This window comes from Bacteroides sp. M10, from assembly GCF_014334015.1.
In the GTDB taxonomy this organism is placed as follows: domain Bacteria; phylum Bacteroidota; class Bacteroidia; order Bacteroidales; family Bacteroidaceae; genus Bacteroides; species Bacteroides intestinigallinarum.
Genome location: NZ_CP060488.1, coordinates 4867134 through 4881889 on the forward strand (window position 1 = coordinate 4867134; position 14756 = coordinate 4881889).

Genomic DNA, 14756 nt, shown 5'->3' on the forward strand with positions numbered 1-14756 from the left:
TCGGTTAATAATAGAAAGAATAATGAAAAAGAAATATATGATATTGCTTGGTGCCTTGTCTTTGGCAAGTAGCACATTTGCCCAGACCTGGATTTGGTATCCGGGAGATTATGAAATCTGGCTGGGAAATCAAATGAACAACCGTCGTACGGAACGGGGTGCATTTTTCCCTCCTTTCTGGAAAACGGACAGTCATTATGTAGTTGTTGAATTCAGCAAGCAACTGAATCTTTCCGAGCCGGAAGAGATTTTTATTGCTGCAGAAGGAAAGTATAATGTCAAGCTGGATGGAAAGCTTCAATTCGGTATGCCGGAGACGATGACTCTTCCTGCCGGTAAGCATAACCTGAACATCAAAGTCTGGAATCAGGCTACTCCTCCCACCATTTATGTGAAAGGGAAGACGGTGAATTCTGATTCCTCCTGGCGAGTGACTTACGAAGATAAAGAATGGATTGATGAGAGCGGAAAAGCCAGTGACACATCTGCTACGATCTATATGGATGCCGGATGTTGGAACTTTGACGGGGCTACCCAGCTTCCTTCCCAATTCAGTCTGATGCGTGAACCACAGCAACCTATTGCGAAGACAGAACAGGCTGAAGGAGGTATTCTTTATGATTTTGGAAAAGAGACGTTCGGATTCATCACATTGAAGAATCTTTCCGGAAAAGGAAAAATAGAGATTTATTATGGCGAAAGTCCGGAAGAAGCAAAGGATAAAGCATATTGTGAAACTTTGGACAAACTGTTGTTAGAACCGGGACAAGTGACTGACCTCGCCATCCGTAGCACTTCTCCCTTAAATAGTTCTGATAACGAATATACGTTGGAGAACAGTAAAGCTTTTCGATATGTCTACGTTACCCACGAACCGGGTGTACAAATAGGAGAAGTATCCATGCAATATGAATATCTTCCTGAAGAGTATCGTGGAAGTTTCCGTTGCAATGATGAAGAATTGAACCGTATCTGGGAAGTGGGGGCCTATACCATGCATCTCACTACCCGCGAGTTCTTTATTGACGGTATCAAACGCGACCGCTGGGTATGGAGTGGGGATGCTATCCAAAGTTATCTGATGAATTATTATCTTTTCTTCGATAGTGAATCCGTGAAACGTACAATCTGGCTGCTTCGTGGCAAAGATCCTGTGACCAGCCATAGCAATACGATTATGGACTATACTTTCTATTGGTTCCTTAGCGTATATGATTATTATATGTATAGTGGCGACCGCCACTTTGTCAACCAACTGTATCCACGTATGCAAACGATGATGGATTATGTATTGGGACGTACAAATAAGAATGGTATGGTGGAAGGTATGACCGGTGACTGGGTATTTGTGGACTGGGCGGACGGCTATCTGGATAAAAAAGGGGAACTTTCTTTTGAGCAAGTTTTATTTTGCAGAAGTCTGGAAACAATGGCTTTGTGTGCTGATTTAGTTGGGGATGAGATTGGGAAGCAGAAGTATGAGAGGCTGGCCGCTGCTCTGAAAGCAAAGTTAGAACCTACTTTCTGGAACAATCAGAAACAGGCATTTGTGCATAATCGTGTGAATGGTCGGCAAAGTGATGCTGTGACGCGTTATGCCAATATGTTTTCTGTATTCTTCCAGTATCTGAACGCAGATAAGCAGCAAGCTATCAAGAACTCTGTTCTTCTGAATGACAGCATTCTGAAAATCACAACGCCTTATATGCGTTTTTATGAATTGGAAGCTCTTTGTGCTCTGGGTGAACAGGAGGCTGTTATGAAGGAAATGAAAGCTTACTGGGGCGGCATGTTGAAGGAGGGTGCTACCTCTTTCTGGGAAAAATACAACCCTGAAGAAACTGGAACGCAACATCTTGCCATGTACGGCCGTCCTTATGGCAAGAGTCTGTGTCATGCCTGGGGAGCAAGTCCTATCTATCTGCTCGGCAAATATTATTTGGGTGTGAAACCTGTGAAAGAAGGATATAAGGAGTTTGCTATTGCTCCTGTATTGGGAGGACTGAAATGGATGGAGGGTACTGTACCCACTCCGAATGGCGATATCCATGTTTATATGAATGGCAAAACGATGAAAGTGAAAGCTACAGAAGGGGAAGGCTATTTGACAATCAATAGTCGGCGTCCACCCAAAGCAAATATCGGAATACCGGAGAAAGTATCGGAAGGAGTGTGGCGTCTCTGGATTGATTCACCCGAAGAAAGAATTGTTACCTATCATTTATAATTCATTGTTAATTAGTTAGTGGAGTAGTCCTTGATTAACGGATCCTCTTTTATAGTGAGGATTGTTAATCAGGGACTTTTTTTATTAGGAATATGCATTACCTTTTCTAAATTTTACTACTTTTGTTTTGTGAAAGACACATAATTGTAATACGCCTTTTGTTCTTTTGGAAAAACAATTAAACAAAATCCAAGGAATGTTAGATAAATCAGCTCAATATACTAATACAGATGACGAGAAGCTCTTTTCCTTCATAGAAAAAGGAGATAAAGGAGCTTTTACACAGGCTTATGGCAGATATCATAAGCTGCTATATGTATTAGCTTACCGTTATTTAATGAATGCAGACATGGCAGAAGATGTAGTGCAACATGTCTTTGCCCGTTTATGGGAATTTAGGTCGGAACTACATGTAGGAATCAGCCTTAAAAACTATCTGTTCACTATGACGAAAAATCATGTCTTAAATCTGATTCGTAATGAGAATAGTGCAATCAGTAAGAACTATGAGATAGCACAATCGGCGCCTGTCTACGAAGATAATCTGATAGAAAATCTGGAGAAGAAAGAATTGATGGCCTCTTTTTATAAAGCGGTAGATATGCTTCCGCCACAGAAACGCAGTATTTGTTTGATGAAAGTGAAAGAGGAACTAACGAATCAGGAAATAGCCGAACGGATGAATCTGTCTGTTAATACAGTCAAAACGCATTATACGGAAGCATTGAAAATGCTACGTATTCATTTAAGTAAAATGCTAATAATTGTTACTTTTGTCACACTAATGACATATTTGAGTGTCCACTATTTAAGATAAAAAGAGAATGAATCGACCCACTGATAAACAAATAGAAGAAGTGCTTGCCGGAGTTGCTACGCCGGAGGATGCAAAATTTGTGGCGGAATGGTTTGCCACAGAAGAAGGGAACACTTATCTGGATGCTGTGATGACCCGGGAGGCGGAATGTTTAAATGCCGAAACGGCAGAAATATATGTGGACCATATTATACCTTCAGAAAAGATGTACTATCAGATCCAAAAGAACATATCACGTAAACAAATCAAACGTATCTGCTTCCGTGTGGCTGCAATCTTGATTCCCGTTATTTTCCTGATAGGTCTTTATTTACAGATCAATTCCCGGGTGGATTTATTCGGTACTACGGAATATGAGGAAATTCGTGTTGCCAAAGGGGAGCGGATACAGATGATGTTTCAAGACGGGACACGAGTTTATATCAATTCGGATTCCTGGTTGAAGTATCCTAAAAAGTTCGGATTGAGTAAACGGGAAGTTTTTCTGGTGGGAGAAGCCTATTTCGTGGTAGCCAAGAATAAAAAACGTCCGTTTATTGTTAATCTGAACGGACCTTCGGTTCATGTTTTGGGAACTTCTTTCGACGTGCAAGCTTACCCCGAAAACAAAGATATTGTGATCTGTCTGGATGAAGGCCATGTAAACCTGACTCTCTCCTCTGCAAAAGAATATCCGTTACTACCAGGCGAAAAGCTGATCTATAATAAAGAAAGTGACCGATGTCAAATCATCAAGAACAATTATTCAAAGCAAGTCTCGATGTGGAAGGACAATGTGATTTCTTTTAAAGATACTCCTATGACAGAAGTAATCAAGGTATTGAACCGATGGTACAATGTAAACTTTAAGATAGAGGATGAGCAGGCATCGAAATATGTATATACTTTAACCTCGGATAATACAATACTGGAAAAAGTGCTTCAGGATTTGGAAAAGATAGCGCCGGTAAGATTTGAATATGATGAAGTTCGGAAAGAAGTGACAGTCCGAATGAAACAGGACGGAAAGAAGTAAGAATATACTGGATAGGATAATAGAATGAGAACAGGCTGTGTATATACGCAGCCTTTACTGTTTTAGAATAAGAATGTTATGAAATAAATTAGGCTTATGCAAAAAAACTCTTTTTTCTCTCACCCGCTTTTTTGACTTGTGTGTCTACTAAACATAAATGAGATTTTAAATCTAAGTTTAACTTTAATCAAAGCAAGTAGTATGAAACACAAAGTTCTGCTCGTATTGTTGCTGGGGATAATCATAAGCGTGTCCGCTTCTGCCCAAAAGGTGACAATGAATCTTAAACAAGTAAAGCTGGAGAAAGTATTCTCTGCTATTACACAGCAAACTGGTCTTACGGTAGCTTATAGCCGTACGATCGTCAATCCGGATCGAATAGTAACGGTAGAAGTAAAGAATCAGGAACTATCCAAAGTTCTGAATGATTTGTTTCTCGGTACTAACGTAAACTATGAGATCGGAAAAACAAAAATTTATTTGAAGGAGAAAGTTACGGATTCTGAACAACAGGCCAGTAATGCGAACAAAAGAAATATATCCGGCCGGGTAGTCGATGAGAAAGGAGAGCCGATTATTGGCGCCAGTGTGATGGTGAAAGGCAGCTCTTTGGGTACAATAACGAATGTAGACGGACGTTATACTTTGGCTAATGTTCCCGAAAGCAGTACGATTACAGTCTCATACATCGGATATATTACGGTCAATTATGTTGCTACCAGCAGAAATCTGTCCCAAGTAGTTCTCCGCGAAGATAGTAAGACACTGGAAGAAGTGGTAGTAGTGGGATATGGTACACAAAAAAAAGTAAACCTGACTGGTGCCGTTGCTATCGTTTCGGGTGACGAATTAACGACTCGTTCTGCTGCCAACTTATCACAGCTTCTGCAAGGTTCTGTACCGAATATGAACGTAAACTTTAGTTCGGGACGTCCCGGACAAGGGGGAAGTTTCAATATTCGTGGTGTCAACTCAATTAGTGCGGATGCGGCACCACTGACTATCATTGATGGAATTGAGGGAGATATAAATAAGGTAAATCCCAATGATGTAGAATCCATCAGTGTTTTGAAGGATGCTTCGGCTGCTGCCGTATATGGTGCCCGTGCTGCTTATGGGGTTATTTTGGTTACAACAAAGAATGGAAAGGTAGGCAAGACCAATGTCAGCTACAACGGACGTTTTAGTTTTGGGGAAACGACGACTTCTACGGATTTTGAGACGCGTGGTTATTACTCGGCCGGTATCAATGATATGTTCTATAAGACATATCAAGGGGTTCCTTATACACATTATACCCAGGAGGATTATCACGAATTGTGGATTCGTCGCAATGACAAGGTGGAAGATCCTTCCCGTCCATGGGTAGTAGAAAAGAATGGAGAATATAAATATTACGGTAACTTCGACTGGTATAATTGTTTGTTTGATAATACCCGTCCTACTTGGGAGCATAACTTAACAGTTTCAGGAGGAACTGAAAAGGTGAAGTACATGCTATCAGGTAACTACTACAATCAGAAAGGAATTATCAGAATAGATCCTGACCGCTTTAAGAAATATACGTTCCGTTCGAAAATCATTGCCAATATCACTTCCTGGTTTGAATTAAGTAACAATACTTCCTATTACCATTCTGAATATACCTATCCGGGACTATCGGGAGTGAATGATATTTTCAACAGAGCCGGGCGGCACGCTTTGGCAAGCATTGTACCAATGCATCCGGATGGAACCTTGGTTTATAGAACTGGTCTGACAGATACAGGAGAAGTGGCAGATGGTGTTAGTGCCGTATTATTGAATGGCGGCCACCATAACCGGGATCGTGAATATGAGTTTGTTACTACGTTCGAGGCCGTATTGAAACCCATCAAGCATTTTGAGGTTCGTGCAAATTATAGCTGGGCGCATTACAACCAGCAGAATTTGAATCGTTCCGTAGATGTATTATACTCCAGAAATCCGGGAGAAACAATCACAATGGATAACGGACGTACCAGAGGCAATTATTTGTCGGAAATACAAAACAACCAGATACGCCAAACTTTCAACTTATACGGAACGTATGACAATACCTTCGCAAATGTACATTCTGTAAAGGTCATTGTGGGAGGTAACTATGATTATAAGTATTTCAAGAAATTGGGAATGAAACGTAACGGGTTACTCTCTGAATCTCTCGATGATTTTAACCTGGCAAAAGGTGATGATATATCCATAACCGGAGGACAAGAGGAATATGCGATTCTTGGTTTTTTCTATCGTTTGAATTATGGATATAAAGACCGCTATCTATTTGAAGCCAGCGGACGTTATGACGGTAGTTCCCGTTTTCGTCGAGGACATCGTTTCGGTTTCTTCCCGTCATTCTCTGCCGGATGGCGTGTCAGTGAAGAGGCCTTCTTTACACAAGCCAAAAATTATGTAAGCAATCTGAAACTAAGACTGTCTTACGGATCATTGGGAAATCAGAAAACAGTAGGCTATTATGACTATCTGCAACTGATTAATACCGGAGCGGTATTGAACTATGCTTTCGGAGATACTACAAAAGGTGATTATGCCTATGAGTCAGCTCCGAACTCTACCGATTTGACCTGGGAAACTGTAATCACAAAAAATATAGGTTTGGACTTGGGCTTTCTTAATAATCGCTTGAATGTATCTTTTGATGCATATATTCGTGATACCAAAGATATGTTGATGGCAGGAAAGACTTTGCCTGGCGTATATGGTGCCTCTTCTCCCAGAATGAATGTGGCAGACTTGCGTACGAAAGGGTGGGAAGCATCTATTACTTGGGGAGATAGTTTTACCTTGGCAAGCAAGCCTTTCAACTACCGGATAATGGCTGGTATCGGAGATAATACCTCCAAAGTAACGAAATATGATAATCCCAACCGGACGCTGACTGATCCTTACGAAGGACAGCAGTTAGGCGAAATATGGGGATACGTAGTAGATGGATATTTTAAAACGGATGAAGAAGCAAGGAATTATAAAGTGGACCAATCGTTCGTTAACCAGATGATTAATGCGAGTGCACTAGATAACGGTCTCCATGCGGGTGATCTTAAGTTCGTTGATTTAGACGGTAATAATAAGATAGAGCAGACAACATCGGCTAATGACCGGAAGGATATGAAAGTGATCGGCAACTCATTGCCGCGTTATAATTATAACTTAGGAATTTCTGCAGATTGGTATGGCATTGATTTCTCTGTTCTTTTTCAAGGTATCGGTAAACAAAACTGGTATCCCGGTGCTGAAACTTCCATGTTCTGGGGACCTTATTCCCGGCCTTATGCCAGTTTTATTCCGTCTGATTTCATGAGTCAGGTATGGAGTGAAGAAAATTCGAATGCTTATTTTCCACGTCCCAGAGGATATGTGGCACTTGGTAGTAATCGTGAGTTAGCAGTGGTTAATACGAAGTACTTGCAGAATCTGGCTTACTGTCGGTTGAAGAACCTTTCTATAGGCTACACATTGCCGGATAAATGGCTTTCAAAGATCGGTTTCGAGAAGATACGTGTTTACTTTAGCGGTGAAAACTTGCTGACATTCACTAAGCTACATTCCGATTATATTGACCCGGAACAGGCATCAGCAAGCAATAGCTGGAAAACAAGTAAAAGTGATGCGAACATTTATCCCTGGGCAAAAACATACTCTTTTGGTGTAGATATAACGTTTTGACAATAACGAATATAAAGAAGATATAGTATGAAAATCATGAAATATACATTGTGGGCGACTGTTGGTTTGTCGTTGTTATTTGCTTCTTGTGAAAGCATACTGGATATAAATCCGAAAGATCGTTTAACGACTAAGGATTATTTTACGAATGAAGAACAATTACAGTTGTACAGTAATCAGTTCTATTCAAACAACTTCCCGGGCGACGGTGATATTTACAGGGACGATGCCGATATGCTGATCGTATCTCCTTTGAGCGATGAAGTAAGTGGGCAGCGTGTCATTCCGGAAACAGGTGGAGGATGGAATTGGAGTGCGCTGCGTTCGATCAACTTTTTATTGGAGAATCTGGAAAACTGTAAAGACCAGAAAGTACGCAATAAATATGAGGCAGTGGCACGGTTCTTTCGTGCTTATTTCTATTTCGAAAAGGTAAAACGTTTCGGAGATGTACCTTGGTATGATAAAGTGTTAGGATCGGATGATGCTGATTTGTATAAAGCCAGAGATTCACGTGAATTCGTGATGGGAAAGATTATGGAAGATCTTAATTTTGCCATAGAGGTTTTTAAAGAAACCAACCGGACCAAAGAGCTTTATCGTATTACCTGGTGGACTGCCCAAGCATTGAAATCACGTGTAGGGCTATTCGAAGGAACATATCGTAAATATCATGGATTGGGAGATTATGAGAAATATCTGAATGATTGTGTGACTGCATCTAACGAAGTCATGACTGCATCGGGAGGATATTCCTTATATCAGTCCGGTTCTCAATCCTACCGTAATTTATTTAAATCGGAGAATGCGATTGATGCGGAAATCATATTGGCAAGGGATTATAATAATGATTTGAACCTGGTTCACAAGGTGCAAGCATTTGAAAATTCGCCGACCTTAGGACGTCCCGGACTCTCTAAAAAGTTAGTAAACTATTATCTAATGAAGAACGGAGCCCGTTTCACCGACCAATCCAACTATGCAATAATGGAATTCAAGGATGAAATCGTGAATCGCGATCCGCGTTTGGCTCAGACAATTCGTACTTCCAATATAAATATGAATGTCACCATGACCGGATACCACCTATTGAAATATGCTAATGACAATATGAGTTATACGGGGGATTCAAGTAATGATCTTCCTCTATTCAGGTTGGCAGAAGTTTATCTGAACTATGCTGAAGCAAAGGCTGAATTAGGCACGTTGACACAAACTGATATTGACAATACAGTAAACAGACTGCGAACACGTGCAGGAGTAATAGGGAAACTGAATATGAACGCAGCAAACCTAGATCCGGACCCTTACATGTGTGATCCAAAGACTGGTTACGTGAATGTCACAGGAGATAATAAGGGAGTGATTCTGGAAATTCGACGAGAACGTGGTATAGAACTGGTTATGGAAGGTTTCCGCTATTATGACCTGATGCGCTGGAAAGAGGGACAATGCATTGCCCAATCTTTTCAAGGATTTTATATTCCTGCCACAGCTATCAACAAAGCGTATGATATCGACGGGGACGGAACAAATGATGTCTGTTTCTATACAACATCTTCACAACCCAATGTAGGAAGCGTGACGTATGTGAAACTAGCATCTGATGGAAGCGGCACCTCATTGTCAGAAGGTAATTATGGTAATTTGCTGTGTTATAGTTGGATAGACCGTACTTGGAATGAAAACCGAGATTATCTGTATCCGGTACCAAGACAGGAAATAACACTATCTGACGGTGTCGTAACCCAGAATCCGGGATGGAATGAATAAAAAGTATGAAAAAGATAAATTATAAATTATGAAAAAGATAATAATATATACACTGATTTCCTTCATATTCTCTGCTTTTGCCAGCAGTTGTGAAAATAATAAAGACAATTCATTGTTCTATCCCGATTTTACATGGGATACAGGGGATGATGAGGAAGATGAAGATCCTATGACAGAAACTTCCATGCGAGTGGCAACTTACAATTTACTGGTAGAAACCGGTGCAGGATGGACTAACCGTCGTGAACGCGTGGCACAATTAATCAAAGACTATGACTTTGATATCTGTGGATTTGAGGAAGCAAGCTGGGAACAACGTTCTTATTTAGGAACGCAGCTTTCAAATGATTATGAAATTCTAGCTTATGGACGCGACACCGGAAATGATGATAATAAAGCAGGAGAGATGAGTGGTATCTTATATAAAAAAGGCCGTTACACATTAGTAGATAAAGGCCGTTTCTGGTTTTCCGAAACTCCGGAGATTCCTTCCAGCGGATGGGATGAGACCAACTTCAAACGTTTCTGTGTATGGGGTAAATTTAAGGATAATAAAACCCAAAAGGAGTTCTTCCTTTTCGAAACACATATGCCTTTGGCCGATAATGCCAGAAAAAATGCGTGCCAAATGCTGGTAGATGCAGTTTCCGATAAGATAAAGGACAATACCCCTGCATTTTGCACCGGTGACTTTAATGCTACTCCAGATGCTCCTGAAATAGCCACTACGATTTGTCAAAGCGGCATACTGAAGGATTCGTATCGGGAAGCAGCTGTTCAACATGGAGCTCTCTTTACATTCCCTTCCAAAAAAACTAGAATCGACTTTATTTTTGTGAAACATGCTACAGTTCTTTCTACCCGCACTATTGTGAGTTCTTTATCCGATCATTATCCTTTGGTGATTGTTGTGGAAATCTAAAACAAAAAATGACGATTATGAAAAACAATTTTTATTATATAAGTGTGATCTCGGTAATGAGATGCTGGACCATTTTATTGATGGCTATTGTGTCTTTCTCGTGTTCTGATTTTAATCCGATGGATTCATATAGCCGTATTCCGCCGGATAGGAACACAGACATAGATGACGGAGATGAGGGCGATGGAGCAGGAGGTCTTTTCGAAAAAGGGTATGGCACGGTGAATAAACCTTATCTCATTATGGATGTGATGCAGATTCAGAATATGAGTGAAGTGTTAGTGAAAGGAAAGATGATTTATTTCCAGTTGGGAGCTGACATCGATATGAAGTCTGTATCTAATTGGGACCCGTTGAACCCTGATGGCGATCTCTATATTCATTTTGATGGGAATAATCATATTGTAAAAAATTTTACTTGTACGGATAAGAGCTATGCTAGTTTCTTCGGTATTTTAGCCGGAGTGTGTAAAAATGTAGGTTTTTATAATGCACATATAGAATCTGCTGTCAACAGTGGGGCAGGGGTCATCGGTGGTTACATCGGTGTGAAAGCTCCGAATGCTGTAGAGAAGACAGGACAGGTGGAAAACTGCTATGTCTCTGGAAGCGTGAAGGGAAAATATGCCGGTGGAATAGCTTCACGTATGGGAAGACCGTATGGAGGACAGATTTGTTACATCAAAAACTGTTATTCCACTGCAGAAGTAATATCAACGGGAGATGAGTGTGGAGGAATTGTCGGTTCTATGTATGAAAATAGTGAAGTGTCATACTGCTATTCTACGGGAGTATTGATAGGGGCCAATTCTGTGGGAGGCATTGCCGCTCTCCCTTCCGAAGGAGCTAAAATAACTGCTTGTGTGGCTTGGAACTGGAAAATAACCGGGCCTGCTGCCAGATCGGGACGTATTAGTGGCATGCTATCGCAAGGTGAAAGCGGACATCAAGCAGCCCCTGTTGCATCTGAATGTTATGCATGGGAAGATATGATTTGCTCCGGATTTACTCCGGAAGATAATGCCGGTAGTATTTCGACCGGGCAATATAATGGAGTAGGTGAGAACACGCAGAATTTACAGAATAGCATTGCTAATTGGGGAACTCCATGGTATAATGTAGGAAATATAGATATGGGATTCCCAATTTTGGAATGGCAGTTTGATAGAGAAGATTATGCAAATTATGGTGGGCATGATAACGAACCTGAAGGAGATTTTGCTAATGGAGACGGAACTCAAAACAACCCTTATGTGATTGCTAATGCTACTCATATTCAGAATATGAGTAAAGCTCTTATAGAAAAACAAACTATCTATTTTGTATTAAGCGCAGATATTGATATGCAGGGAATCAGTTGGCAACCTTTGAATGACGCAAATGGTTATCACAAATGGATTAATTTTGACGGACGCAACCACGTGATTAAAAATCTGACTTGTGAATCGGGTACATATAGAAGTTTTTTCGGGGTATTGTGCGGAGAATGTAGAAATGTAGGATTTGTAGATGCAAATGTTTTTTCTCCCGATACTGGTATTGGCATTATTGCCGGTTATGTTGGATTAGCTGCCGGTGCGGAAAACTACACAGGAAAGGTTACAAACTGCTATACTTCCGGAGTACTGAAAGGGTCGGGTGCAGCAGGTGGAATTGGTGGTGTATTAGGTGGTTCGGGATATATCAAGAATTGTTATTCCAGTGCTACCGTTATTGATCAGATTACCAATAATACAGGCAAGGCCGGTGGAATCATCGGAAGGGTGAATGGTAATGCTAATGGAAGCAGTATTGAAAACTGTTATACTAGTGGCGATATCAGTGCTATAGGTGGAGGAAATGTCGGAGGTATAATAGGCAAAGTCGATAATGGCAAGCTCGTCGTTAAGAATTGTATTGCTTGGAATAGTACATTGACTAGCACTGATAAAACAAAGGTGGGACGTATAGTAGGAGGTACTGCCAATACTACTTATGAGAACTGTTATGCTCATGAGGGTATAATTCTGAAAGCAGGAGAGACTACATTTACTGTTTCGGATGAGACATCACCATCTGGTAGTTCTTTCCAGGGAGTCGCTAAGTCTGCTAACGAACTGAAAGGTACCGTCATAAACTGGGATTCTTCTCTTTGGAAAGAAGGTAGTAATGGTTATCCAGTATTTAAATGGAGTAAATAAACAAAGTAATAAATGAAAAACAAATGAAGTTGTAAAGGTCGTTTATTGTTTTAAATGTATAGATATATTTGTGTCTATCTCATCAATACTATTTCTATCTTTGCACTATTTTCTTTTTCTTATACAAGACGCTAATAAACTCATGAGACGTTTATAATAAAAAGTAAAACAGTTTATTATAAACGTCTCATATATTTATAATAAACGGCATTCACGGCGATTCGGTAAATGATACCGAATATATTAAACAAAACGGGGTGAAATCTTTGCAGATTCCACCCCGTTTCTATTCTTTCCGACACATATTTACATGTCTGAATATTCTCTTTATGTCCTTATTTTTGTATGTATCATTTTTGTTGTTAGCTAATTGGTTATTGCAAATATACAAAATTAAAAGAGCAAAGTCAATAGCTTTTTAAAATTAGGGGAATAAAAAGACCACAAAGTAAAAGTGATAGTGTCATTGGAATATTGATTAAAGGATAAAGTTTCAAAAACAACCAATTTATAGATTTTATTTCACAATTATTCGTAGGAATAAAAAGATTCCTCTATCTTTACATTGTAATCATGATAATTCATTTAGTATGAAAAAGTATGATATTTATTTCTGTTATTCACGGAAGGATTCCTCTATTGTTCAAGTATTTGCAGACAGACTAAACAAAGAGGGATTGACCTTATTTTATGACGTAAATAATTTAGCGACAGGAGATATCTTTGCTGATACTATCACAGATGCTATTCGCAATTGTAAAGTGCTCTTGTATTTTCACAGCGAAAATACGGTGCAATCTAACTGGATTGTAAAAGAGATCACGTTTGCTTTGGATTGCAGGTGTAAGATTGTGCCAATTAACATAGGGAATCATAGAAGTGATGATAGTTCTATCAGACGCTTGCTTTTCAATCGTCATTGGTTAGAATTTGACTCCCATGCTCTTGATGGAAAAGAACAATTTGAGAAGGTTATATATAATATTCTTCGCAGTGGACTGTTCTCTAATTTTCCGGAATCTTCTATTGGTGGTATACAACAACCTGTGCCAATTTCCCCTATTATGCCTCAAGAGGATGAGAGAGAACAGGCTTCTCCAATATCTCCTACAAAAAGTTCGGGTGGGAAAAAAGTTTTGTGGATTTTCTTGTTCATTGCACTTGTATTTGTTGTAGGAGGATGGTTTATTAATATGGTCAATTGTTGGCTATTGATATTAGGTGTACTATCTATACTAATCATTATCATAGTCTATTATAAAAAGTCAAGACTATATATCATTCGGCTCCATAATACCGAACGTAAACATAGAGTAAAAGTTTGCATAGACGGAAAGAAGGAAGCAGAGATTGCGCCAAGTGATGTTATACGAATAAAGCGTAGAAAAGGCGAATATGTTTTATCTATGCAGATAGAAAATGATGATGATAAATTTGTTTGTATTAACCAGAAATTTGATAAAGTACACCATAACGAAATTATTCCCATTGTCTTTAGCCAAATAAAGAAAGTCGCAGCCGATGATGAGGGAGTCAATAAATTAGATTTCATTAAATATCGGTGTTTCATTGGAGGATCTACAGCTATTACGAATGAGCGAAATGCAACGCGTGCAGTGTTAAGCATCCTTTACAATCAGTATGAAAAATATAATTTTTTCATAACCTCCCATACGTTTGAGGATTTTAGAAACAAGCATAAAATTGATGGGCATCAGTATGAATATGATGAGTTCATCAGAGAAAAAGCAGATTGTACCATCTTTATTATCTGTAAACATGTGGGAGAGAAAACATTGAATGAATATAAGCTTGCTGTAGAGACTTATGAAAGTACTAAAGAGAAACGTCCTGCTATTTTTGTGTATAATGATATTTCAGACATAGAAGACAAAGATGGGAATTTAGTAGCTGGAGATGAGAGTGTTGCCAAATTTCATCAGTTGGTTGATAGCAAACGGGCTTATTGGAGAGATTATAGGGATATTGATATGCTGATGCTCCAGATTAAAGATGATGTAAGCGCAGAATTGGCTGATGTGTTGGAAATGCGTCCTCAATTAAGAAAGAAAAATGCATACTTATAATTCGGGAACTTAATAAAATGTTTGTTATAATGT

The 14756-nt window shown here is 39.5% G+C and carries 8 protein-coding genes; all 8 read left to right on the forward strand.

Translation table 11 applies throughout. From position 1 onward, the window contains the following. Positions 1 to 22: 22 nt before the first annotated feature. The 8 genes from H8796_RS17735 (at position 23) to H8796_RS17770 (ending at position 14723) form a co-directional block, all read left to right on the forward strand. Positions 23 to 2227 carry an alpha-L-rhamnosidase C-terminal domain-containing protein gene (locus H8796_RS17735; RefSeq protein WP_187343844.1) on the forward strand — a complete coding sequence of 735 codons (2205 nt, stop codon included), beginning with the start codon at positions 23 to 25 and terminating at the stop codon, positions 2225 to 2227. Positions 2228 to 2423: 196 nt separating this feature from the next. After that, the gene (locus H8796_RS17740) at positions 2424 to 3044 is read left to right on the forward strand and encodes an RNA polymerase sigma factor (RefSeq protein ID WP_117933685.1); all 621 of its coding nucleotides are present in this window, start codon (positions 2424 to 2426) and stop codon (positions 3042 to 3044) included. A 7-nt stretch (positions 3045 to 3051) separates the two neighbouring features. Continuing rightward, positions 3052 to 4059, forward strand: a complete 1008-nt coding sequence (locus tag H8796_RS17745) for a FecR family protein (protein WP_117933687.1) — start codon at positions 3052 to 3054, stop codon at positions 4057 to 4059. A 201-nt stretch (positions 4060 to 4260) separates the two neighbouring features. Further along, positions 4261 to 7761, forward strand: coding sequence for a TonB-dependent receptor (locus H8796_RS17750; protein WP_117933689.1), 3501 nt, complete (start codon positions 4261 to 4263; stop codon positions 7759 to 7761). Between the two features lie 27 nt (positions 7762 to 7788). Next, positions 7789 to 9534: a RagB/SusD family nutrient uptake outer membrane protein gene (locus H8796_RS17755; protein ID WP_117933691.1), complete on the forward strand. Its 1746-nt coding sequence runs from the start codon at positions 7789 to 7791 to the stop codon at positions 9532 to 9534. Between the two features lie 28 nt (positions 9535 to 9562). After that, a complete protein-coding gene (locus tag H8796_RS17760; RefSeq protein ID WP_117933693.1) occupies positions 9563 to 10456 on the forward strand; it encodes an endonuclease/exonuclease/phosphatase family protein in 894 nt (297 codons plus the stop codon). A gap of 17 nt (positions 10457 to 10473) precedes the next feature. After that, the gene (locus tag H8796_RS17765; protein ID WP_117933853.1) at positions 10474 to 12636 is read left to right on the forward strand and encodes a hypothetical protein; all 2163 of its coding nucleotides are present in this window, start codon (positions 10474 to 10476) and stop codon (positions 12634 to 12636) included. Between the two features lie 590 nt (positions 12637 to 13226). After that, positions 13227 to 14723 carry a toll/interleukin-1 receptor domain-containing protein gene (locus tag H8796_RS17770; RefSeq protein ID WP_117933695.1) on the forward strand — a complete coding sequence of 499 codons (1497 nt, stop codon included), beginning with the start codon at positions 13227 to 13229 and terminating at the stop codon, positions 14721 to 14723. Positions 14724 to 14756: the final 33 nt, after the last annotated feature.